Annotated in this window: 22 protein-coding genes; 3 read left to right on the forward strand and 19 right to left on the reverse strand. The window is 41.5% G+C overall.

Features of this window, described 5'->3' with window-relative positions:
• Positions 1–65 precede the first annotated feature (65 nt).
• The 3 genes from QZ576_RS13055 to QZ576_RS13065 all read right to left on the reverse strand — a co-directional run bounded on the left by QZ576_RS13055 (position 66) and on the right by QZ576_RS13065 (position 2260).
• Positions 66–542 carry a hypothetical protein gene (locus QZ576_RS13055; protein ID WP_297097867.1) on the reverse strand — a complete coding sequence of 159 codons (477 nt, stop codon included), beginning with the start codon at positions 540–542 and terminating at the stop codon, positions 66–68.
• A complete protein-coding gene (locus tag QZ576_RS13060; protein ID WP_297097869.1) occupies positions 526–1131 on the reverse strand; it encodes an exosortase/archaeosortase family protein in 606 nt (201 codons plus the stop codon). Before QZ576_RS13060 ends, QZ576_RS13055 begins: the two co-directional genes overlap by 17 nt.
• A gap of 310 nt (positions 1132–1441) precedes the next feature.
• Positions 1442–2260: a hypothetical protein gene (locus tag QZ576_RS13065; protein ID WP_297097871.1), complete on the reverse strand. Its 819-nt coding sequence runs from the start codon at positions 2258–2260 to the stop codon at positions 1442–1444.
• 355 nt (positions 2261–2615) lie between these two features.
• On the opposite strand from QZ576_RS13065, the gene QZ576_RS13070 reads away from it, so the two are divergent.
• Entirely contained in the window at positions 2616–3362 is a 747-nt protein-coding gene (locus QZ576_RS13070; RefSeq protein ID WP_297097873.1) for a 1-acyl-sn-glycerol-3-phosphate acyltransferase, read from the forward strand.
• Here QZ576_RS13070 and QZ576_RS13075 read toward each other — a convergent pair.
• Positions 3346–4707 (reverse strand): APC family permease, encoded by a 1362-nt coding sequence (locus QZ576_RS13075; RefSeq protein ID WP_297097875.1) that lies wholly within the window; start codon positions 4705–4707, stop codon positions 3346–3348. The two genes, QZ576_RS13070 and QZ576_RS13075, sit on opposite strands and share 17 nt — an antisense overlap.
• 11 nt (positions 4708–4718) lie before the next feature.
• Positions 4719–5354: an O-methyltransferase gene (locus QZ576_RS13080; protein WP_297097877.1), complete on the reverse strand. Its 636-nt coding sequence runs from the start codon at positions 5352–5354 to the stop codon at positions 4719–4721.
• 571 nt (positions 5355–5925) lie between these two features.
• On the opposite strand from QZ576_RS13080, the gene QZ576_RS13085 reads away from it, so the two are divergent.
• Both QZ576_RS13085 and QZ576_RS13090 read left to right on the forward strand, forming a co-directional pair.
• A complete protein-coding gene (locus QZ576_RS13085) occupies positions 5926–6363 on the forward strand; it encodes a peptidylprolyl isomerase (protein WP_297097878.1) in 438 nt (145 codons plus the stop codon).
• 514 nt (positions 6364–6877) lie between these two features.
• Positions 6878–7201 carry a hypothetical protein gene (locus QZ576_RS13090; protein ID WP_297097879.1) on the forward strand — a complete coding sequence of 108 codons (324 nt, stop codon included), beginning with the start codon at positions 6878–6880 and terminating at the stop codon, positions 7199–7201.
• Between the two features lie 64 nt (positions 7202–7265).
• On the opposite strand, the gene QZ576_RS13095 is transcribed toward QZ576_RS13090, so the two are convergent.
• From QZ576_RS13095 to rsmH, 14 genes are all read right to left on the reverse strand, one after another.
• Complete coding sequence (locus QZ576_RS13095) at positions 7266–7715, reverse strand: GatB/YqeY domain-containing protein (protein ID WP_297097881.1); 450 nt, start codon at positions 7713–7715, stop codon at positions 7266–7268.
• A gap of 18 nt (positions 7716–7733) precedes the next feature.
• A complete protein-coding gene (ftsZ, locus tag QZ576_RS13100) occupies positions 7734–9122 on the reverse strand; it encodes a cell division protein FtsZ (protein ID WP_297097907.1) in 1389 nt (462 codons plus the stop codon).
• 24 nt (positions 9123–9146) lie between these two features.
• A complete protein-coding gene (gene ftsZ / locus QZ576_RS13105; RefSeq protein WP_297097883.1) occupies positions 9147–10502 on the reverse strand; it encodes a cell division protein FtsZ in 1356 nt (451 codons plus the stop codon).
• Positions 10503–10513: 11 nt separating this feature from the next.
• On the reverse strand, positions 10514–11797 hold the full coding sequence (gene ftsA / locus QZ576_RS13110; RefSeq protein WP_297097885.1) for a cell division protein FtsA: 1284 nt from the start codon (positions 11795–11797) through the stop codon (positions 10514–10516).
• A 2-nt stretch (positions 11798–11799) separates the two neighbouring features.
• Positions 11800–12552: a hypothetical protein gene (locus QZ576_RS13115; RefSeq protein ID WP_297097887.1), complete on the reverse strand. Its 753-nt coding sequence runs from the start codon at positions 12550–12552 to the stop codon at positions 11800–11802.
• Entirely contained in the window at positions 12549–13937 is a 1389-nt protein-coding gene (gene murC / locus QZ576_RS13120) for a UDP-N-acetylmuramate--L-alanine ligase (protein ID WP_297097888.1), read from the reverse strand. The genes QZ576_RS13115 and murC overlap by 4 nt, the downstream gene beginning before the upstream one ends.
• Before the next feature lies 1 nt (position 13938).
• Positions 13939–15045, reverse strand: a complete 1107-nt coding sequence (gene murG, locus QZ576_RS13125) for an undecaprenyldiphospho-muramoylpentapeptide beta-N-acetylglucosaminyltransferase (RefSeq protein WP_297097891.1) — start codon at positions 15043–15045, stop codon at positions 13939–13941.
• Positions 15026–16249: an FtsW/RodA/SpoVE family cell cycle protein gene (locus QZ576_RS13130; protein WP_297097893.1), complete on the reverse strand. Its 1224-nt coding sequence runs from the start codon at positions 16247–16249 to the stop codon at positions 15026–15028. Before QZ576_RS13130 ends, murG begins: the two co-directional genes overlap by 20 nt.
• Positions 16249–17586, reverse strand: a complete 1338-nt coding sequence (murD, locus tag QZ576_RS13135; RefSeq protein WP_297097895.1) for a UDP-N-acetylmuramoyl-L-alanine--D-glutamate ligase — start codon at positions 17584–17586, stop codon at positions 16249–16251. Before murD ends, QZ576_RS13130 begins: the two co-directional genes overlap by 1 nt.
• A gap of 1 nt (position 17587) precedes the next feature.
• The gene (mraY, locus tag QZ576_RS13140; RefSeq protein ID WP_297097897.1) at positions 17588–18838 is read right to left on the reverse strand and encodes a phospho-N-acetylmuramoyl-pentapeptide-transferase; all 1251 of its coding nucleotides are present in this window, start codon (positions 18836–18838) and stop codon (positions 17588–17590) included.
• 9 nt (positions 18839–18847) lie between these two features.
• Positions 18848–20305 carry a UDP-N-acetylmuramoyl-L-alanyl-D-glutamate--2,6-diaminopimelate ligase gene (locus QZ576_RS13145; RefSeq protein ID WP_297097899.1) on the reverse strand — a complete coding sequence of 486 codons (1458 nt, stop codon included), beginning with the start codon at positions 20303–20305 and terminating at the stop codon, positions 18848–18850.
• 92 nt (positions 20306–20397) lie between these two features.
• Positions 20398–22497, reverse strand: coding sequence for a penicillin-binding protein (locus tag QZ576_RS13150; protein ID WP_297097901.1), 2100 nt, complete (start codon positions 22495–22497; stop codon positions 20398–20400).
• 2 nt (positions 22498–22499) lie between these two features.
• Positions 22500–22850, reverse strand: coding sequence for an FtsL-like putative cell division protein (locus tag QZ576_RS13155; protein ID WP_297097903.1), 351 nt, complete (start codon positions 22848–22850; stop codon positions 22500–22502).
• A 2-nt stretch (positions 22851–22852) separates the two neighbouring features.
• The coding region (rsmH, locus tag QZ576_RS13160) for a 16S rRNA (cytosine(1402)-N(4))-methyltransferase RsmH (RefSeq protein WP_297097905.1) at positions 22853–23596 on the reverse strand (744 nt) is incomplete at its 5' end.

Below are 23596 nucleotides of genomic sequence, written 5' to 3' on the forward strand. Positions count from 1 at the left end.
AGATAAAATTCATTTAATTGTCACACTATTTCTCTCTGACTATTCTCAAAATTCCATAACCTGCGTTATCTTTTTAACCTAATTATAAACGTATCTTTAAGAATTATAAAAAAAACAAGAAACGAGAATATCTGCGTACCAATGAACATTAGGCTTGATTTAGACCTCATAACTAAAGGATAAGTTATCTGCAACAAATAGATAATTAGAAAATTTATGGCAAATAACCACAATGCTTTTTTCATATTGATCCTTTTATCAAAAAAAAGAGCTATTTGCCATGCAAAAAGCAATACAACTGGCAAATAACTTTCCATTGAAACACCTGATTCCCCTTTTGGATATTTATAAGCAATATAATATTGATCGTCACTTTTAAAATAATTTACAGTAGCACTGGTAATATCCGATTTTTTTGACACAATATGTTCAATTCCAAAGGCAATAAATTTTCCATAAAAACGATCACCTCCGTAATTCCACAATAGGTAAAATGCAATACCCAATAAAATAAAAATAATATTCCTAATTTTTCTGTTCATGTTTTTTGGTTAGCCTGTTATTAACAAATTCATATAATCCCCATAGTATTACCACCATTAGAATGTTCCACACATAATCATGAATCAAATCAAATAATGCAGGAAATTTTTGACCAAGTACCCCTAGTAAAACTATACGTAAACTATTTATAAATGCTAAAATTCCAAAAATAATACTTCCCCAAAAAATCTTACTTCTCAACTCCCATTTGGCAAAGATGATTAAAGCCACCATGGCAAGATATGCCTGATATGCAGAACATTCTAACTCGATTATCATTGGATAAGAGCTAATCATTATAGAATCATAACTCCCTTCGAATACTCCGATATTGAAAGTTCCTTGTCCGAATAATCGAACCGGAACAAATAACACTTTACTTAACCCATAAGTTAAATAGGTTGTAAAGTGCACAAAAAGCATCGAAATCCATCTAAGTTTAATATAGTCAATTGCAACAATCCCCACTAAAAACAACCACAAACCAAATGCTTTAATTAAAGGCATTAAGTTGACTATTAACTCTTTTCTATTAATACTTTTGAGTTCTTTTTCTGAGTATTTCTTTTTTCTTTTATTATATCCCAAAGCTTGTGAATTTATTTAAACAACTCCGATTATCATCTATTAACATTCCGCCTCCACTCCTTATTCCATAACTGCTATAAATTAATACCTACTACTTATTTCAACTACTGTACTGTTAATTCGGCATAAGATAGAATCCAAGCAACTATAGGTTTAATCAAAGAATCAGATCTTTCATTTTGAAAAATTAGAATAGTATGCATTTAATTGCATTATGCCACTCACAACAGATTGTTTTCCTCAAACAAAAATGTCTGGTATACAAAAATATACCAGACATTAATTTATTATGTAATTCTCAAGTTTTTATTTATACAATATTAAAAATTCTTTTGCGCAGTTTAAAAACCGTTACACCTCCTATTAAGGCAAATAATGCAAAAACTGAATAAATAGAGAATGGAACAGGTTCTGCATTCGCTTTATTAACAATTAATATACTTTTAGGAAGAGTGTTAAAAAAACCAGCGTCATCATATGCAACTTCAAGACCTTCTGTCCCATCTTTTTGTACTCCTACAACAAAATTCTCATCGAAATAACTTGCATCCATAGATTTATATCTTATTTCAATATTACCATTTTTATATAGTACAACCTGTGCTGTTCCATAATAATCTGTATCATCGTGATCTTGATAATCTACAAATTGAACAATAGTGTAATCTGGAAATGTTTGATAATAAACTTCTGTACCATCGTCGTCATCCATTTCCAAATCAGCCCAATGCCATGCAATTAAAGATGTAATATAATTTTCACCATCATCTGAAGCATAACTAGTAGGTAACTCATAATATTCATAATCTAACTCTTCATCGTCAAAATATATTCCACCATTCGTACCAAAATAAAATTCAGTAAATGTATTGTCATAAAATGGGAAACTAAAACCAATCGGGAAAGAACCATAGTAATCATCATCATCCGAACCATCAAGAGTAACCTCGGTTCCAGTAGAAGAAATATCGGTCCATGTATAGGTAACATTACTCCACGAATAGTAATCGCTAGTGGTTTGCCCGGCAGAAATGCTGGCAGATTTCATTCTTTCTTTTTTAACTTTGTCTTGAGCAAAAAGACTCACTGCAAAAATTAATGCAATTGTAACAAGTAAGAGTTTTTTCATATTAATTGAATTTGGAATTTAATTTTTATGCTAAGATACTTAAATCTAATAAAGATGCAACATGAAAACAATTAGAGAAATGAAATATTTTCCACATATCTTAAAAAGTTAACATGATTAGTATTCTCATTATAAGTTATGGCATTACAATTATATCCGTGCACTTTGTCAGATTAAAACAACCACTCCATTATAACCATATGCCAATATAAGACATATCAGCTATAGCACCATAGTTCACATCTCTCATCTTATTCAATGAATTAAAAAGATAGAAAAAATATATTCCCAACATTGGATTTATCATATTTTCGTAATTTCAGACTAAATAATTTATCAGAGTAGACGCAGTTTAATGAAGATCGTTCGTATAATTCTATTCTCGCCGCTCGCTTTCATCAGGCTTTTATTAGTGCTGTTTATGAGCGCCTACGTTACTATAATCGGCTGGTTCTGGCTAAAAACCTTAGGATTTAGCCGGCGTATGCAACAGTGGGTGGCCGGCACCTGGGGACGAAGCATTCTTTTTGTTTGCGGCATAAAAGTAGATAAAAACGAAATTCCGCAATCGGGCAATTATATTCTAATGCCCAACCACCGGAGTTACATCGATATTTTTATCGTGGCGGCAATGACACCCGCAGCGATGGTAGGAAAGGCAGAAATTGCAAAATGGCCTTTCGTAGCATTGGGTGCGCGCGTTACCAACTCCATTCTTGTTGACCGAAAAAACCAGAAAAGCCTGCTGCTGACGATGAAAAAAATAAAAGAGTCGGTCGACAGCGGAATTCCGGTCATTCTTTTTCCTGAAGGAACCACCTACAAAGGACCACTGACAAAGAAGTTTAAAAACGGGAGTTTTAAAATTGCTGCCGATGGAAATATTCCTGTTATTCCGATGGCAATTGATTTTAAAGATGTAAACGATGCCTGGATTGACAAAGACACTTTTGTAGGGCACTTTTTCCGTCAATTGGGAAAACCGATTACTCACGTTACCATTCGCTATGGTGAACCGATTTTAGATGATGACCACAAACAGTTGCAGGAAAAGACAAAAGAGCAAATTGAATCGATGCTAAAAGCTATTCAGTCTGTTTAGCTTTTTTTCGTTGAAACCAATAATAAACCGGAATACCCGAAAGTGCCGTCAGAACAGCAATACTCGACTCAACAGGACGCTCAAAATACGCAAGAACCAGAATAGACATACTCACTACAATAAAAAATACCTGCGCATACGGATAACCCGGCAAACGAAATCCCTGATTTCCGGATCGACGTAATTTAATATTACCGGCCACGGCAATTATCGGGAATATCCCCAGCGAAAATCCCATGTAGGTTAAAATCTGCTCGAAAGTACCCGATAAAACCAACACAATTGCAATAGCCGCCTGCAACAAAATTGCATTCGATGGGACTTTATGTTTTGTGTTGATTCGGGCAATGGCCTGAAAAAACAAACCGTCGCTGGCCATTTTATAATAAACCCGCGGCCCCAAAATGATAAATGCACTTAATGATGAAAAAAGTGCAAAAGAAATAAGCAAGGAAATAATGGTTTCCGCTGTTGCGCCAAAAGCCAGCCCGGCTGCCAAACCACCAATTTCGGGCTCATTGCGCATTTGCGATGCCGGTACTGCATAAACAAAAAACAGGTTCAGCAGGATGTATAAAACAGTTACCGTTAAGGTTGAAATGAGTAAAGAACGTGGAATTACTTTGCGCGGTTCTTTTATTTCAGAGCCAATATAGGTTGCCGAATTCCAGCCGCTGTAGGCAAACATTATAAACATTAGCGAAAGCCCAACAGCTTTCCAGCTATCGAACGAAAACTGAAATGGCGTTGCCGGTCGCACATTTTGCATACTTCCATCGCCCAGCAGTAATCCGGCGGTTATTAATCCTACTACCAAGAGTATCTTTAATAAAGTAAGCGCGTTTTGCACCCGGGCTCCCAAGACAATCCCCCTTGAATGGATAAAACTAAAACCCAGAATAACCAGAATTGCGATACACCGGCTAAAGTTATCTACGCTGAGGGTTTCATTTAGCATCAGCCAGTTTTGTAATTGAGGAAACGCCCAGGTAAAATATTTTGCAAAGCCAATTGCCGATGCCGCAATGGGCGCCGAGAAACCAACAATTAGCGACAGCCAGCCACTTAAAAAGCCCAACATTGGCGAGTACAATTTTGAGATAAATACATATTCGCCACCGGCTTCGGGAAAAGCGGCTCCCAACTCACCAAACGAAATGGCCCCACACAAGGCTACCAAACCGCCAATTCCCCACAAAATGAGCATAACCCCGGGGTTCTGTAAAAATCCCATTAAATAGCCGGTGGTAGTAAAAATTCCGGCACCAATAATATTGGCAATAACGATATTTGTTACAGGAAATAAGCCAAGTCGGCGTTCTAATTTCTTTTGCAGATTATGCAATATGAGTTAGTTTATTTTTTAAAGCTTTTTGATATTCCGGCACGACTGGAACGGTCGATAGTGGTATCGTAAGTATCCAGGTTTTCAACATAACGCAAAAATTCACCAATGCCATTCACGCGTGTTGCAGTGTTGTGCGCCGTAAAACAACCTCCCTTTTTCAACTTCGGGTCCATGGCAATAAAATAGTTTTTGTACCAGTATTTATCGGCATCGCAGAAAACAAAATCATACTCTCCTTCCAATGCCGGCACTAACTCGTGCGCATCGGCTAGCCTAACATCGATATATTTTGATACTCCGGCTTTGCGGAAGTTTGCTTTAGCTTGTAAATAGCGGGTTTTATCGATTTCAATGGTAGTTAACTTACCTCCTGTTTTGCTCAATGCCCAGGCAATCCAAATGGCAGAGTGCCCGGTTGAGGTTCCTATTTCAACGGCTGATGTGTAGCCATTTTCCACAATAATATCGTAAAGAATTTTTCCGTCGGTGAGCGGAACATTCATATCGCGCCATTCGCTGGAGTTTTTTTCGAGAAAAGCTTTGACCTTTTTGTCGAGTGAATTTTCTGTTTCAGGATATTGACCACAAGCAGAAAAAGCGGTCAGAACTCCCAATAAGCATAGCATAAATAGTCGGTACTTCATTATCGTAAATTGAAATCAGTATTGGCTTTTAAGCAAGCAAGATAATAAATTCTGCTCGAAATTTTTAAGGTTTTTGGATTTCGGTGCACCCGGAAATACTTCAGTCGAACTAAAAATCCGGCACAATGCGGTACAGAATTGAAAAGTAGAACATAATTTTTATGTATTCGATTAGCAACGTATTAAATCATCTAAATTCCTAGATAAAAGAATAAATTATTTTGTAATTGCTTTTTTAATGCTGGAGAAAAACATATATTTGTAATGCATTTGGGATTCATCCCATATTGTGTGTTTGGGGGTTAACATTTAGGAAGGAGACTGTTGAGTCTCCTTCTTTCTTTTATACAATCTCGGTAAACACCGCTACTCATCAACCTTTTAGCACATCTCAAACGCTTTGCTAACCCAATTACTTTCAGTGGCTTGCAATTGGTCATTATGAAAATTGTTCTTTTTTTCTACATTTGTGCCGAATTAAAATTTTTAAGAATGAAACGAGCATAACAAAATGCCTTTTTTAAAAACAGGTTATTGCTTATGCGAGTTCGAAAAATAGAAATATAAACGAATGAAAACAGCTGAAATACATACTTCAAAAGGAGTAATGAAAGTTAAGTTTTACGAAGAAGATGCACCGGGAACTGTTGCTAATTTTATCAAACTTGCTGAATCGGGTTTTTATGATGGGCTAACTTTTCACCGTGTGATCCCTAATTTTGTAATTCAGGGAGGATGCCCGGACGGAACCGGAGCTGGCGGACCAGGCTATTCGATTGATTGCGAATTGGACGGAAACAACCAATACCACGATAAAGGTGTTTTGTCGATGGCACACGCCGGAAGAAACACCGGTGGGTCGCAGTTTTTTATCTGCCACAACCGCGAAAACACACAGCACTTAGATCGTCATCATACTTGTTTCGGACGTGTTTTCGAAGGATTGGATGTAATCGATGACATCCGCCAAGGTGATGAGATTGAAAAAGTAATTATTTCGGAAGAATAATTTCACCTCAATATAATGGAAGGGAGCCTTAAAAGGGTTCCCTTTTTTTATGCCCTAAACTTAAATCTGACGAACTTCTCAGTGGCTTTCCCTCTCCCATTTTTTCGACCATTTATTATTTAAAATCGATCTTTTCTCGTTTCCCACATTTTTGAAATATGAAGTTCTGTTTTTTCACTTTTAACAGCAATACATTCGAGAAATAAAAACCGAAACTATCGCAAACACAAAACACTCAACATCTGCAACTTACTAACTCCGCAAACCTCCAAAGAAACTTTGACTGGAGCTAAAAAGCAAGGTCCGTTAAACCGTTCTTAATAATTCAACTTTTTGACTCGAAAAGTTTAGTTATGAAAATTGCAAAATTTAATATTTAGCTATTGCAAATGTCGTTTCCATCCTATTTATTTGTTCGTGTAATGTAGAATTAAACTCTAACTGTAGCGAAGATTAAAACCAGTAATCTTTTGATTTATAAAAATTATTTTTCACACACTTAACTGGTATAAAAATGGCAGATATTAAACCGAAAGTAATTAAAGATTACAGCAAACTTGACAAGGATTTACAAGAGCAAATCAAGCTAATTTATGCTGATGGTTTTGCTGAAAATCTTATCCATTTTTTTGATAAAACCGGGCAAAAAATTACGGTTTTACCATTTGAAACGGAGGACAAATATTACATGTTAAGAATGACCGAAGGCGAAGCCGTTGCTCTTGTTGACGAGGACGACGATTACGATGATGACGGATTCTTAAAAGACGAGGTTAAACAAGATTACGAAGATAAATATTCGGACCTCGACCACGTAGCGGATCAATTGGAAGATTAAGCATAAAAAAAGCAGGTCTGTATGTACAAACCTGCTTTTCTTTTCGCTTTAAACGTTTCGTTTGCTATGCTAATAGTGCCTTAACTTTATCGGCAATATCTTTTCCGTCGGCCTGTCCGGCCAGTTTCTTTGAAGCCATTCCCATTACTTTCCCCATGTCTTTCATGCTGCTTGCGCCAACCTGCTCGATAACGGCTTTTACAGCTGCCGTTAAATCTTCGTCCGACATTTTTGCAGGCAGATAACTTTCGAAAATAGCCACCTGTTTCATTTCCTGCTCGTAAAGGTCTTCGCGGCCCTGTTCTTTGTAAATATTTGCCGAGTCGGAACCTTGTTTGGCCAGTTTTGAGATTATTTTCAGTGCATCTTCATCGGCCAAAACATCGCCGGCACCTTTTGCTGTTTGCGCCTCGAGCATTACCTTTTTAATGCCACGCAAAGCTTCCAGTTTTTCCTTTTCGCGGGCTTTCATAGCCGCTTTTATGTCATCATTAATTTGATCAAATATTGCCATAACTTTTAGTTTTTTTTATTAATCTACGTTATCGTGAAGATAACTGTTTCTGTCTGAAATACGGTTGTCGCGATCTACCGAATATCCCGAACGGTCGCGCTTGTATTTTGGATCGTTAATGCGAATATTACGGCGTTTAAATGCCGGTACATTTTCCAGCTCGTCCACATCATCGTCGCTCAGATTAGCGTAATCATTAACGTCAATTTCCTTTTCCGCACTGTTTCTTTCGCGCGAAGTTATTGGGTATAACGATTCAAATTCTTCGTCTTCGTTTTTGCTTTTGTTCTCCACATTAAATTCAAAAGTCGACTGACTTCTGCTATCCTCGTTTTTCTGCTCTGAAAAATGTTCATTCTTCGTCACCGATACCGTTTCTTTTTCGAGCGTATGCGAAACTACTTTTCGCTGGCTTTGCTCTGACAGCTCAGAAATGATACTGGTTGGAAACCCGGTTGCAATTACGGTTACCGACAATTTATCGCCCAAGGTTTCATCGGTGCCATTTCCCCAAATCAAATCGGCATCAAAACCAGCCATGTTTTGCACATAATCGGTAATTCGACCCACTTCATCCATGGTAACCTCTTTATTTCCCGAGTTGATGTTTACCAAAATATTTCGTGCTCCGCGAATTTCATTGTCGTTCAACAGTGGCGAGTTCAACGCTTTTCTCACGGCATCTTCTGCCCGGTCCTCTTCGTCGCTTACGCCGGTTCCCATAACTGCCATTCCGCTTTTTCGCATTACGGTTTCAACATCGGCAAAGTCAACATTTATATATCCGGGAACGGTAATAATTTCGGCAATTCCTTTGGCTGCGGTGGATAGAACATTATCGGCTTTGGCAAAAGCTTCGGAAATTCCAAAATCGCCAAACATCTCGCGAATCCGTTCATTGTTGATCACCAGCAACGAATCGACATAAGTTGCCAGTTCTTTTATTCCCTCGTAAGCTTGTTTTATGCGTCTTTTTCCTTCATTTCGGAACGGAATGGTAACAATGGCCACAGTTAAATATCCCTGCTCTTTACAGCACTGCGCAATAACAGGAGCGGCTCCGGTTCCGGTTCCGCCGCCCATACCGGCAGTTACAAATACCATTTTTGTATTTTCCGACAAGGTCTTTTTTACATCCTCGATGTTTTCAATAGCCGCCTGCCTGCCCACTTCCGGTTTATTACCGGCTCCGCGTCCTTCGGTTAACGACGCCCCGAGCTGCACCCGGGTTCGGATAGCACTTGCCTCCATAGCCTGCGCATCGGTGTTGCAGATTACAAAATCCACATCGCGAATTCCGTGCTTAAACATATGGTTTACGGCATTGCCGCCACCGCCACCAACACCTATTACCTTTATCGCGGCACCAGGAGTTTTTTCCATTACAAAATCAGCCATATCTTCCATTTTCTTCACCTTGTTTTGTCGTTACTAATCAAGAGGTTGATCTTCATCACCATCATTAAAAATCTTGCTGCCAAAATTTTTATAAAACCAGTTATCGATGTTCGATTCGGTAACAGGCTCGTCTTTCTTTTTCTCGGCCTTTTCCCTGGTTTTGGTCTTTTCTTTTGACTTCCAGCCAAAACCCGTGGATTTAGATTTTGGCTTGGCTTTTGGTTTTGGTTGCGGAGGAACAAACATTATCGTTTCTTCCTCTTCCGGCTCTGGCTCGTATGGTTTTTCTTCGTATAAATCAGATGTAATTGACTCTACTGCCTCGTTTATCGGCTCCTGTTCGTTTACAGGTTCTTCCAAATCGTCGTCGAGATTAAAGTTTTGCACCTCTTTTTCAGGTTGCAGTTCTTTGTTCGGATTGATGTCAAAACCGGTGGCCAAAATGGTCACACTAATTTTGTCGCCCAAACGCTCGTCGTAGCCATTCCCCCAGATGATATCGGCATCCTGACCAGCTTTTTCCTGTAGCGATTCAATAATTTCACCAATCTCTCCAATCCTTATCTCCTCACTTCCGGAGATAATATTCAGCAGTATATTTTTTGTTCCGAAAATATCGTTACTATCCAATAATGGCGATTCCAGCGCGGCATTTACAGCGTCCATGGCACGGCCTTCGCCCGTTGCAAAACCGGTTCCCATAATGAACACTTCGCTCTTTTGCATCACTGTTTCCACATCGGTGTAGTCGATGTTTACATTTCCGTGAACGGTAATAATTTCGGCAACTCCTTTAACGGCAGTTGCCACAATGTTGTCGGCCATTTTAAACGCCTGACTTGCCGGCAGGTCGCCGTAAATATGATGCAATCTGTCGTTACTGATCACCAACATACTGTCGACAAATTCGGCCATTTTATCAATGCCTTCCTGTGCTTGCGCACGGCGTTTGTTTCCTTCGGCCGGCGACGGAATGGTAACCACCGCAATGGTTAAAATGTCGAGTTCACGGGCCAGACTTGCAATTACGGGAGCAGCTCCGGTTCCGGTTCCGCCACCCATTCCTGCCGCGATAAACAACATTTTGGTATTATCACCCAGCACCTGTTTCAAGTCTTCGTAATTTTCGCGGGCGGCTTCGGCTCCTCGTTCGGGTTTATTTCCGGCGCCGCGCCCTTCGGTTAATGTGGTTCCAAGCTGAATTTTAATCGGCACAGGACTATTGTCCATGGCTTGCGAATCGGTATTACAGATGATATAATCAACACCCTTTATTCCCTCTTCGAACATGTGATTGACCGCGTTGCAACCACCACCGCCAACTCCAATTACCTTAATAATTGATGATGCTGCCTTCGGAAATTGAAAATTTGCTAATTCTTCGGTCATATCTTTTTGTTTTAATTGAATTCAAGGTCTTCGTTGTCGTCGCCAAAAAAGTTGATCGCACTTTGCAAAGCTCCTTTAACGTTGGTCATTAAACCACGTCCACTGCGGTGTACTTTTGGCTCGGGCAATATTCTTTCTTCTCCAACATTTTGCGAAATGGAAAGTTTCAAGGCTCCCAATGCGGTTAAGAATGCCGGATTTTTTGCTTCTTCCCTACGATTTGCCGGAAGAATTACCGGATGTGCTCTGCGCGCATCCAAACCCGTGTGAAATTTAACCAGCGTAATAATGTGCCCCAGATTTGAGGTACCTCCGGAGAGAACAATTCCGGTTCCCAAACGGTCGGCAACTCCGGATCTTTCAATCTCAGTTACCACACAATCCACAATCTCTTCCAAACGCGCCTGTATTATGTAGGCGAGACTTCGGATGGTAATTTCTTTTGGTTCCCAGCCATTATTTTTGGCTATAGTAACCGTATCCTCCGTTTTAATCTGATCGCCCAAAGCTTGTCCGTAACGCACTTTTAGCAACTCTGCTTTTTCAAGAAATGTGGAACAACCCACTTTTAAATCGTTGGTAATAACAGCTCCGGCAAACGGAATTACAGCCGTATGCACCAGTGCATTTTCGTAGTAAATGGCCAGGTTGGTTGTACCGGCTCCAATATCCAGCACCACGCCTCCCATTTCCTTTTCAGGTTTTGAAAGTGCAGCCTCTGCCAGTGCCAGCGACGAGTGGAAAACTTCACCCAATTCAACACCAACACTTTCCAAAACGCGGGTCAGAATCTGGTATTCCTGCTCAGGCATAATCACCAGCTTGTAACGGGCTTCAATCTTTTTCCCTGTGGCTCCAACAGGTTTCAGCTCCTCCGTTTCATCGTCGATGATAAAAGAAGTTGGAATTACTTTCAGAATTCGGTAATCATTTTTAATCTTCAGGTTTTTAGCTTCATCATACAGCTCATCAATATCGAGACTCGTTACCACGCCGCCTTCGCCGGTAAAACGCGAGGCTTTGTAATCGATGGTTCGCATGCGCTTTCCGGCGTATGCCACATCAACAATCGTGATTTCGTCTTCCAGCTGTGCATCCAACTGTTCCAGCACTGCCGTGATGGACTCCGTTGCATCAGCGAGATTAAAAATCATTCCTCTTTTAATGCCTTTCGATGGCACCTGGGCAGTACCCAAAATTTCCATTTTCCCCTCGGCTGTTGCCTGCCCTGCAAGCGCAACCATTTTTGAGGTTCCCATGTCGATAACAACTGAAAGATTTGTTTTTGAAGCCATAATTACCTTCTTTTTGCTATTACCTGATCTTTGTATTTTAAACTGATCGTTTTGTATTTATTCCAATTATTTTTTGCCATAATCTGCTTGTAAAAAGCTTTCATATTCCGCAATTTCTCCGGGTAGTTCTCCAGCGTTCCAAACTCAATGGTATGGTCGCCAACCAGCGGAATCAACAGCACATCGCCATCCTTTTGCACATGAATCTGCTCAATTTGTGCATTCCAGAATTCATCGTTTTCTATCGTTAAAACACATGGCAAAAGTGCTTCTTTTGCATATTCTTCACTAATGTCACCGGTAGCCACCAACACGTTAGCGGCATAATTTGTCGACACCGGAATTTTACCACCAAACTCATCGAGGTAGTAATTTCCTTTATCAGAAAAAACGCGAACCACCGGCTTACGATGTTTCAGATCGATGGCCAAAACTCCTTTAAAAGTTGCGCTGTCGGTGCGGGTAACAACTTTATAAACCTCAGCATTCAAAATCGCTTCGTGCTTTTCAACCGCCTGCTCGATCTGCACCGTGTTTATGCTGTCAAAATCCTTCCCGATTATATTTTTATCGATCGATTTCACCAGGTTCACCAACTCCGCCCGATCAACTTTTATTACCTCATCCGGATCGTAATTGAATTCGATATCGTTGCAAGTGGCATGATTGTACTTCAACGAAGTAAACGCCAGCGTTACCAGCAGAAACACCAGCAACACCAACAAACCGCCTATTTTTGCAAACTTCTTTATCATTTTTCTTTACTTTCCAACAGTTCAATTATACTTTCCACCATCCGGTCGATATCGCCGGCCCCCATTGTTACCACAATTTCGTTCGGATCTGATTTTAGTATTTTTAATACCTCATCGCGCTCAGCCAGCATCCGGTTCTCCAGCTTCATTTCTTTGTAAATGATTGCCGATGAAACGCCGGGAATTGGTTCTTCGCGTGCCGGGTAAAGCGGTATAAGAATAGCTTTATCCAACAAATCCAGACTTTGTGCGAACTCAGCAGCAAAATCCTTTGTGCGCGAAAACAAGTGAGGCTGAAAAATTCCGGTCACATTTTTATCAGGAAACAAAGCTTTAACCGAAGTTATAAACGCCTCCAATTCCGCGGGGTGATGTGCATAATCGTCGATATAAATCCTTTTCTCCGAACGGTAACGAATATCAAAACGACGGGCAACACCTTCGTAATCTTCAATTCCGGCTTTTATCGCATTTGCCGATGCTCCGGCCAACCAGGCCAAAGCACTGGCACCAACCGTATTTTCAACGTTTACCAGCCCCGGATAATTCATTTTGCAGTTGGCAATTATTCCTCCGGGTGTTTTTAAATCGAACGAATAAAAACCCGTTACTGCATTCAATTGCAAATTCAGCGCAGCAAAATCGGTTTTACCCTTTAATGAATAGGAATAAACTTTTGCTTCGGTTTTCGACGTATCCAATTCCACTCCTTCTTTTAGCACCAAACTTCCGTCGGGATGGATCTGCGAAATAAATTTCTCGAACGACTCTACGATCTTTTCCTTTTCGCCATAAATATCCAAATGGTCGGCATCAACCGAAGTAACCAATGCCAACTGCGGTTTTAGGTGTAAAAACGAACGATCAAACTCGTCGGCTTCAGCAACAATCCATGGCGAATCGTTTTCCGGAAGCACCAAATTGCTTCTGAAGTTCTTTGAAATACCGCCCAAAAATGCGCCGCATCCTTGTTCAGTTTTACTCAGAATATTGGTAACGATAGTACTTGTCGTTGTTTTTCCGTGTGTGCCGGAAACACCAATTCCTTTGCGTTCGTTGCAAATCATTCCAAGCACTTTTGCCCTTTTAAACAAACCGATAGGCTGGCTTTTAAACCAGTTCAGTTCTTTATGCTCGTCGGGCAAAGCCGGTGTATACACTGCTATGGTTTCTGCAGGATTCCATTTCGATGGAATATTTCTGATATCATCATCAAAATGCACATCAATCCCCTCTTTCTGCAGCGCGTCGGTCAGTGCCGTTTCAGTGCGATCGTATCCTGCCACATTGCGCCCCGAGTATTTAAAATACCGGGCCAGCGCACTCATCCCTATTCCTCCGATCCCAAGGAAATATACATTCTTTATTTTCTGAATGTTGTCCATTCTATTGTCTCACTAATTTTTCTACTTCATCAACTATTTGCTTGGTAGCCTCAGGTTTCGCCAGCTCTTTACTTTTTGCTGCCAAAGCACTGCAACGCGCTTCGTCTTTCACCACCTCAAATGCCAACGGAAATAATTTCTCATTAATCTCATCATCGCGCACCATTAAAGCAGCATCCTGCTCTACCAAAGCCATCGCGTTTTTTGTTTGATGGTCTTCCGAAACATTTGGCGACGGCACCAACACCGACGCTTTTCCAACCAAACACAACTCCGAAATTGTTCCTGCTCCTGCTCTTGAAATCACCAAATCGGCAACTTCGTAAGCCAGATCCATTCGAGTTATAAACTTGTGAATCTGCAGATTTTTCGGTTTTGTTTCTTTCAGGTCTTCCTGAATTTTATCGTAATAATAAGCACCGGTCTGCCAGATCACCTGAACACCCGAAGCAGCTATTTCCTTTATATTTTTAAGCACAGCCTGGTTTACTGAACGTGCACCAAGACTGCCACCAACAATCAATACAACTTTATCTGATTCGCTTACTTTGAAAAACTCAAAAGCTTCTTTTCTATTTTGTTTTTCGGTCAAATTTTCTCGCACCGGATTTCCTGTAAAAATCAGTTTTTCGGCTGGGAAAAAACGCTCCATTTTGTCGTAAGCCACACAAATTGAATTCACCTTTTTACTTAAGAGTTTATTGGTAATTCCGGCATATGAGTTTTGCTCCTGAATTAAACAAGGAACCTTAGCTTTTGCAGCTGCACGCAACAACGGGCCGCTGGCATAACCGCCAACTCCAATCGCTACTTCAGGATTAAAATCGGCCACAATCTTTTTTGCCAGCTTCGAACTCTGGCGCAGCTTTTTAAAGAACGTAATCATTTTCATGCTGGGTTTCCGTGGAAATCCCATCACGGGCAAGCCAATAATTTTATATCCGGCGGCTGGCACTTTCTCCATTTCCATCCGGTCTTCGGCACCAACAAACAAAATGTCAGCGTCAGGATTACGCTTTTTAATTTCGTTGGCAATGGCAAGCGCCGGGAAAATATGTCCTCCGGTACCACCTCCGCTTATTATGGCTCTATTTATCTTTTGTTTCATTTTCAATTTCGTAATCTTCATCGGGAGCTTTAATCATAATCGGTTGCTCCTCAACTTCTTTATTCTGCTGATTTTGGTGACTCACACTCAGAATCAATCCAAAAGCCAGCGATGTAAATAACAGCGATGTCCCTCCCAAACTTATCCAGGGCAGCGGTTGTCCGGTTACCGGTAATGCTCCGCTTGAAACGCCGACATTAATCATGGCCTGAAAAACCAACACCAGTGTTAATCCAATTACCATAAACGCCGGAAACGTTCTGGTGGCCCGCCTGACAATCACCACGCCCCTGAAAAAGAAAATCAGGAAAAGCATGATTACCGCAATACCTCCCAACAAACCATATTCTTCAACGATTATGGCAAAAATAAAATCGTTATATGCCGCGGCCATGTAATTACTCACATCTGAATGGCCCGGGCCTTTTCCAAAAATTCCGCCGGAATAAATGGCCAGTTTTGCATAGTCGGCCTGTGTAATTCCCTGCGATGCTTCAGGTGGCGGAGGATCAATAAAACGCTCGATCCTTCCTTTCATGGTATGCACGCGCCCTAAACTTTCGGGCAAATGATCGGCAGTAAAATAGATTGTAACCACCAACGCAATGCCGGCTCCTACAACCGAAAACAAATATTTCAATGGAATCCGGCCGCAAAACATCATGGTCATGATCGTTGCGAAAAGCAATGCCGAGGTTGAGAAATCGGATATAAAAATCAAACCGCAGACAATAGCTGTATAAAAAATTATCTTCTTAAATGCTTCCCACAAATCGCCTTTTGTTTTTTGGCGTTTTCCTAAAATTTTAGCCGAGAATAAGACCAGTGAAATCTTGGCCATTTCGGCCGGTTGAAATGTTGCACCCCAGAAATTAAGCGTACGGCCGCTGGTAGAAACAAATGATGTTCCGCGCATCACAATGGAAAATAGTAAAAATCCGATGCTTGCCAGCAAAGCCCACCACGCCAGTTTTGAATACAATTTTATGGGCAGCACATTTACCATGAGCAAAATTACTCCTATCCCGGTACCCAAAAATACGACCTGGCGAAACAGGTATTTCAATGTATTTCCCTGAGCCACACGATAGGCCAATGCACCCGTTGAACTGTACACAATAAGTAGCGACAACACTGATAAAAGCATCAGCACCATCCAAAGCACGCGGTCGCCCTTAAATAATTTCAGAATGGGATGTTGCATTACAAATTCCTTACTTCTTTTTTAAATTGATTTCCTCTGTCTTCGTAATTCTCAAATAAATCGAAACTTGCACATGCAGGTGATAACAGCACTGTGTCGCCATTTCTGGCCAGGTAGTAAGCAGCTTTCACCGCTTCTTCCATGCTTGATGCATCTACAATATCGGCCACACAATCGCCAAAAGCTTCGTGCAACTTGGCATTGTTTTTACCCAGACAAACAATGGCTTTCACCTTGTTGGTTACAAGCCCCTGCAACATAGTGTAATCGTTGCCTTTGTCCACTCCGCCGGCAATCCAGATCACCGGTTTGTGTACACTTTCCAACGCATACCACGATGAATTAACGTTCGTCGCTTTCGAGTCGTTGATAAACTCGATGCCATGAACTTTCAGAAAGCGCTCCAAACGGTGCTCAACACCCGTAAAATCCGAAAGGCTTTCTCTCAATTGTTCATCCCTGATTTTTAATACCATGCTTGCAATGCCTGCGGCCATGCTGTTGTAGGTATTGTGTTTCCCCTGTAGTGATAAATCCAGTATCGACATGCTGAATTGATTTTGATTAAAGTTGATAATTATCCGATTGTCTCTCACACCTGCTCCAGGCCCGGCAGCCTCTCCCAACCCAAAAGGAAGTTGAACAGGTTTTATCTCTCTTTTTTGTATTTCTTTTTGAATCACTTCGTCGTCGGCACAATACACGAAGTAGTCATTTGCTGTTTGATTTTGAAGAATCCTGAATTTCGAATCCGTGTAGTTTTGCATGTCGTAGCCGTAACGATCGAGATGATCGGGTGTGATGTTCATCAACACAGCTACATCTGCTTTGAATTCATACATTCCATCGAGCTGAAAACTGCTTAACTCAATAACATACACATCAAAATTTTCTTCGGCCACCTGCCATGCAAAGCTTTTTCCAACGTTTCCTGCCAGGCCAACATTCAATCCTGCTTTTTGCAGAATATGATAAGTGAGCAAAGTGGTAGTTGTTTTGCCGTTGCTTCCGGTAATACAAATGGTTTTAGCCGACGAAAAACGACCTCCAAATTCAATCTCCGAAATTACCGGTGTACCTTGTTCTTTTAGCTGCTTAACCAGCGGAGCCGTTTCCGGAATTCCCGGGCTTTTAACGACCAGTTCCGCGCCTAAAATTTTCTCTTCAGAATGATGGCCTTCTTCAAAATCTATCTTATAATTTGAAAGAACGTTTTTGTATTTCTCCTTGATTTTTCCAAGGTCGGACACAAACACCTCGTATCCTTTTTTTTGTGCAAGAATGGCTGCTCCAACGCCGCTTTCGCCTCCTCCTAATATGGCTACCAATCTTTTCACGCTATCTCATTTTTAATGTTGCAATTGTTATCACTGCCAGAATAATTCCGACAATCCAAAAGCGTGTTACAATCTTTGGTTCGGGGAAACCTTTTTTCTGAAAATGGTGGTGAATCGGGCTCATCAAAAATACTCTGCGCCCTTCTCCATATTTTTTCTTGGTGTATTTAAACCAGAACACCTGAATTACCACCGACAGGTTTTCGATTAGAAAAATTCCACACAAGAGCGGAATCAAAATTTCTTTGCGAATGATTACGGCGAACACAGCCAGGATTCCACCCAAAGCCAAACTTCCGGTGTCGCCCATAAAAACCTGAGCAGGAAAAGAGTTGTACCACAAGAATCCCACAGTAGCACCAATGAAAGCGGCAATAAATACAGTCAATTCACCAATGTTCGGGATGTACATGATATTCAGGTAATCGGCATAAATTACGTTACCACTTACGTAGGCCAAAATTCCTAAGGTCGCCCCACTAATCGCCGACGTTCCGGTTGCCAGTCCGTCAATTCCATCGGTAAGGTTTGCGGCGTTTGAAACAGCTGTAATAATCAATATGATTGCGATGGCATAAATCAGCCATTTCAGCCAAGATGCAGCATCACCGGCAAAAGCTACCAGCCAGGCATAATCAAATTCGTTCTTTTTAATAAACGGGATGGTTGTTTTGGTCGATTTCACATCTTCCATCACAAACTGCTCGGTACTTTCCCCGGTAGCCGGATCAGTAACTTGTTCAGTCAGAAAAGCTCCATTTTCATCACTTATATGCTCACGAACTTTTACATCTTCACTGATAAAAAGTGTGGCGGCAACAATTAACCCCAAACTCACCTGACCCAAAATCTTAAATTTACCGGCCAGTCCTTCTTTATTCTTTTTAAAAACCTTGATATAATCGTCGATAAAACCGATCATTCCTAAAAAAGCAGTAGTGATCAGCATCAACAGGATGTAAATATTATCGAGGCGAGCGAACAGCAAAGTCGGAATGATAATGGCCATCAGGATGATAATTCCGCCCATTGTTGGCGTTCCCTGCTTTTGCATTTGACCTTCAAGTCCAAGGTCGCGCACTTCGTCGCCAATTTGCTTGCGCTGCAAAACGCGGATCAGCTTTTTCCCAAAAATCGTGGTAATAAACAACGAAAGGATAATTGCTGCTGCCGAGCGAAATGTAATACCCGGAAGCATTCCAATTCCGGGAATATCGTATCCTGCTAAAAGTTCGTATAGCCAGTAAAACATATCTTGCTTTTAATTTTTTAGTCCAAAACAGTTCCTTACTTCTTCTCTGTCGTCAAAATGATGTTTCACACCATTTACTTCCTGGTAGTCTTCGTGCCCTTTTCCTGCAATGAGAATAATATCGCCGGGCTGTGCCAACATCACCGCTGTTTTTATGGCATCGCGACGACTTACAATCGACACCACTTTATTTTTATATTGCGCTTCAACGCCGGCTTCCATGTCTTTTATAATTGCTTCAGGATCTTCACTACGCGGGTTATCCGAAGTGAGAATTACTTTGTCGCTGGCGGCCAAAGCTTCCTGAGCCATTTCCGGGCGTTTTGTTTTATCGCGGTCGCCACCTGCGCCAACCACAGTTATTACCTGCTCGTTTCTGGTTCTGATTTCAGCAATGGCAGCCAACACATTTTTTAATGCGTCGGGCGTGTGTGCATAATCAACAATGGCGTATTTGCCGTCTTCACTACGAATGGTTTCGAACCGGCCTTGCACTGATTGTAAATTGCTGATAATGGTTAAAACCTCGCCTTTATCCTGCTCCAACTCCACAGCCGTAGCATAAACCGCCAATAAGTTTGAAGCATTAAAAAGCCCAACAAAACGTGTCCATATTTCCTGGTCGTCCATACTCAGCAGCATTCCATCAAAATGGCTTTCAATCACTTTGCAGCGATAATCGGCCATAGTACGATTGGAGTAAGTCAGTTTTCGGGCTTTTGTATTTTGCAGCATTACCAAACCGTTTTTATCGTCGGCATTCACCAATGCAAAAGCATCTTTTGGCAAACCATCGAAAAAGGCTTTTTTGGCTTTAATGTATTCAGCAAAAGTTTTGTGATAATCGAGGTGATCGTGCGTGATATTGGTGAAGATTCCTCCCGCAAACCGAATGCCTGCAATACGTTGCTGATGAATAGCATGCGAACTCACTTCCATAAAACAATACTCGCAACCTGCTTCCGCCATTTCAGCCATTAACTGCTGAATTTTCAGCGCATCAGGTGTGGTATGCGAGGCAACCTCTTCTTTCTCGTTTATTTTGTATGAAATTGTGGAAAGCAGACCAACATTATAGCCCTGCATGCGGAAAAGTTTGTGCAACAAACTGGCAATACTGGTTTTACCGTTTGTTCCGGTAACGCCAACTACTTTCATTTTTGATGATGGCACACCATAAAAAGCCGCGGCAATTTCACCTAATATTTTATTGGAATCTTCAACCTTTATATAAGTAACAGCAGGTTTTGTTTCTTTCGGAAGATCTTCACATACAATTGTAGTAGCACCTTTCTCTATTGCTGTATCAATAAAACGATGCCCGTCAACAGAAACACCTTTTTGCGCTACAAACAAATTATCTGATGTGATTTTCCTTGAGTCGAATTGAATGCCGGCAACTTCCCTATCGGTTTCACCAATGCAATCAACAATCCCTATATGTTCCAATAACTCTGCTAGTTTCATCTCATCATAATTGTTAACTCTCAAAGGCATTCGATGTAACTCGCTTATCAAGTCCTTCTTGTAAATGATATTTAGTGCATGCTCGTTTCATCTTAACTTAATGAGAGATATACCGTTTGTCCCGGGCGATATGAGCTACCGGGTTTCAACGATTGTTTTTTAACTTTTCCTATTCCGCTTAGTTTCACTTTTAATCCTGCATTTTCCAACAGGAAAATGGCGTTGCTGGCCCCCATACCAACTACATCGGGCACCGCATTTACCGGCACCACATTTTCTTCCAGTATAATTGTACTATCCTGAGTATTCAGCGAAACCATTCTTGAATCGGGCAATCCTCGTACATTTTTCAACTCCAGCTCTTCGGCCAAGCGAAGAATATCGTCGCGCTGCCCACTCTTTATCTGAGGAATATCTTCGCCTTCGCGTTTATCATCTTTTGGAGCGGCATTCGTAATCTGGCTGGCATATACTTTCTCCGAAATCTCTTTGAAAACAGGGCCTGCTACTGCTGCTCCATAAATCGAGTTTCGTGGTTTTTTAAAGGTCACTATCAGAGAATACATTGGATTGTCTGCAGGGAAATATCCCACAAACGATGCGTAATAAGCTCCGTATTCGTAACCTTTGCCGTCCGAACGGGCAACACGGGCAGTACCGGTTTTTCCGGCCACTTTAAACTGATCTCCCTGAACACCGCGACCGGTTCCGTTTTGACAAACACCTTCCAACATTGCCTGCGCCTTTCCAATGGTTTCTTTCGACACGATCATAGGATTCAGCAATTCAGGTTTAAATGTTTTTACCAAAGCTCCGTTGTTGCGAATTTCTTTTACCAAACGCGGTTTTACCATGGCACCATCGTTGGCAACGGCGTTATAAAAGTTTAAAATTTGCAATGGCGTGAGACGCAAATCGTAACCGTACGACATACGACCTAAAGTGGTAGTACCCCACCAATCGGCATTTCCGGGGTACTTTATATATGGTTGTCCTTCTCCGGCCAATTCCAATCCCAGAGGTTTCTGGATACCAAATCCATAAATCCGGTCAACGTAATCTTTTGGATTGTTGGTGTATTTCGACAAAATCACTTTTGCTGTTCCGATATTCGACGACTGCTCCAGAATTTGTTTCACATTCACTTTTCCGCAAGCATGGTCGTCGGTAATATTTTCCTGTGCCCAGTAACCGTTCCCGGTATCGAAAACATCGCTGGTATCTACAACGCCGTCTTCCAACGCCACCATCAACGAAACCAGTTTAAATGTAGAACCCGGCTCGTAACAACCACGGTGACCCAGTGCGTAATTATCTTTTTCGTAGAATCCGTCTTTGGTTTTGCCGAGGTTGGCAATTGCTTTGATCTCGCCGGTTTTCACTTCCATTAAAACTGCAGTTGCCCATTCGGGATTCGATTTCAGCGCCTGTTTATACAACGCACTTTCGGTAATGTCCTGCATTTTAACGTCGATGGTGGTTATAATATCCATCCCGTTTTGCGGCTCAATTTCGGTGCGGGTCACCCAGCGTCCCGACAGGTTTTGCTTGTAACTGATCCCGTTTTCGCCACGCAGGTACATTTCGTACGAGCGCTCTAAACCATTATAACCCACCGGAACCGGAGTTAAAGCATTGGCTTTATTTAAACTACCGATTGTTCGTTGAGCCAAAATTCCGAGAGGGTTGAGACGTTTGTTTTCCTGTTCAATGATCAACCCACCACCAAATCGTCCACGACGTAAAATCGGGAAGTCCTTGAATTCTTGTAGTTGGTTGTAATCTATTTTTTCAGGAGTGAGCAGATAACCACGATTCCTGTTTTTATAAGCCGAACGCAATCGTCTTGCATATTCGCGTGATGAAGCATCTTTGTAGAAATCCGACAAATACCAGGCTAACGAATCCACCTCGTTGTCGAATACTTTTTTAACTCCTTCGGCTGCCAAATCAATGCGGATTTTGTAGCCCGGAACCGACGTAGCCAAAACACTACCATCGTCGGCACAAATCGTTCCCCGCACCGGCGGAATAATCACCGTATTGTTGCTCAGGTTTTTCTCGATTTTCTGCCAGCGTTCGTTTTTAATCTGCTGAACAGAAACAAGCCGAACTACAACATAAGCTCCGAACAACGTCAACACGAAGTATACAATTGCAATACGCGATAATATGGTTTTCCTGATCCCCACTTCTAATCTTCTTTTTCAACCGTTATTTTTTGCGGAGGTCGCATTGGCTCCTGCAAACCAATTCCGGCCTCTTCAACTCGTTTTGCTACTTCCGACGGACGGCTTGCGTCCATCAATTTGGCAGAAAGCGTTACCGATTCCGATCGCAACTCGTCCAGCTCTTCCTGCAACACAACAATCTCGCGCAGTGTGCTTTCCGACCAGTTTCGGTTAGCGATCAACAGCAACCCCAAAACCGCAAGAAATGCCACAAACGGCATCTGCCGCAAAGTGCGCTCATCGGTAAGAATGGTGCCCCCGATAAAGGATTTCATTCCCGTACGTTTCCTTGTATTTTTATTTTGTTCTGCCATCGTTAAATTCGTTCTGCTATTCTCAGTTTTGCACTTCTCGACCGTGGATTGGCGCTCAGCTCCTCTTCACCTGCTACAATCACTTTTCGGTTTATCATTTTAAAAGGTGACTGTACATTACCGTAAAAGTCCTTCTCGATCTTACCTTCAAAATTTCCCGACTTGATAAAGTTTTTACACAGGCGATCTTCCAAACTGTGATAAGTAAGAATCACCAGGCGACCGCCGGGTTTCAGAATATTGAGTGTTGTAGCCAGAAATTCGCGCAAGGCCTCCATTTCTTCGTTCACTTCAATCCGAAGTGCCTGAAAAACCTGCGCTAAATATTTATTCTCGATTGCTTTTGGCGCACACGACGAAGCAATTTCTTTTAAACGCGTAGTTGTTTTAATCGGGGCTTCGCTTCTGGCTTTTACAATTTGTGCAACCAGTTTACGGGCATTTTTAACCTCGCCGTACATCCGAAATATCATCTGAAGTTTTTCTTCGTCGTACTCATTCACCACTTTCGCGGCATCAAGAGCTGCTTCGCGATTCATACGCATATCGAGCGGAGCATCAAAACGAAAAGAAAATCCACGTTCGGCCTCATCAAATTCGTGCGACGAAACTCCAAGGTCGGCAAAAACCGCGTCCACCTGTTCAACATCGTAATACTTCAGAAAATTCCGTACGTAACGAAAATTATGACGAATAAAAAAAAGCCGGTCATCCTCTATGGCATTCCCGGCAGCGTCTTCATCCTG

Source organism: uncultured Draconibacterium sp. (assembly GCF_913060805.1).
Taxonomy (GTDB): Bacteria; Bacteroidota; Bacteroidia; order Bacteroidales; family Prolixibacteraceae; genus Draconibacterium.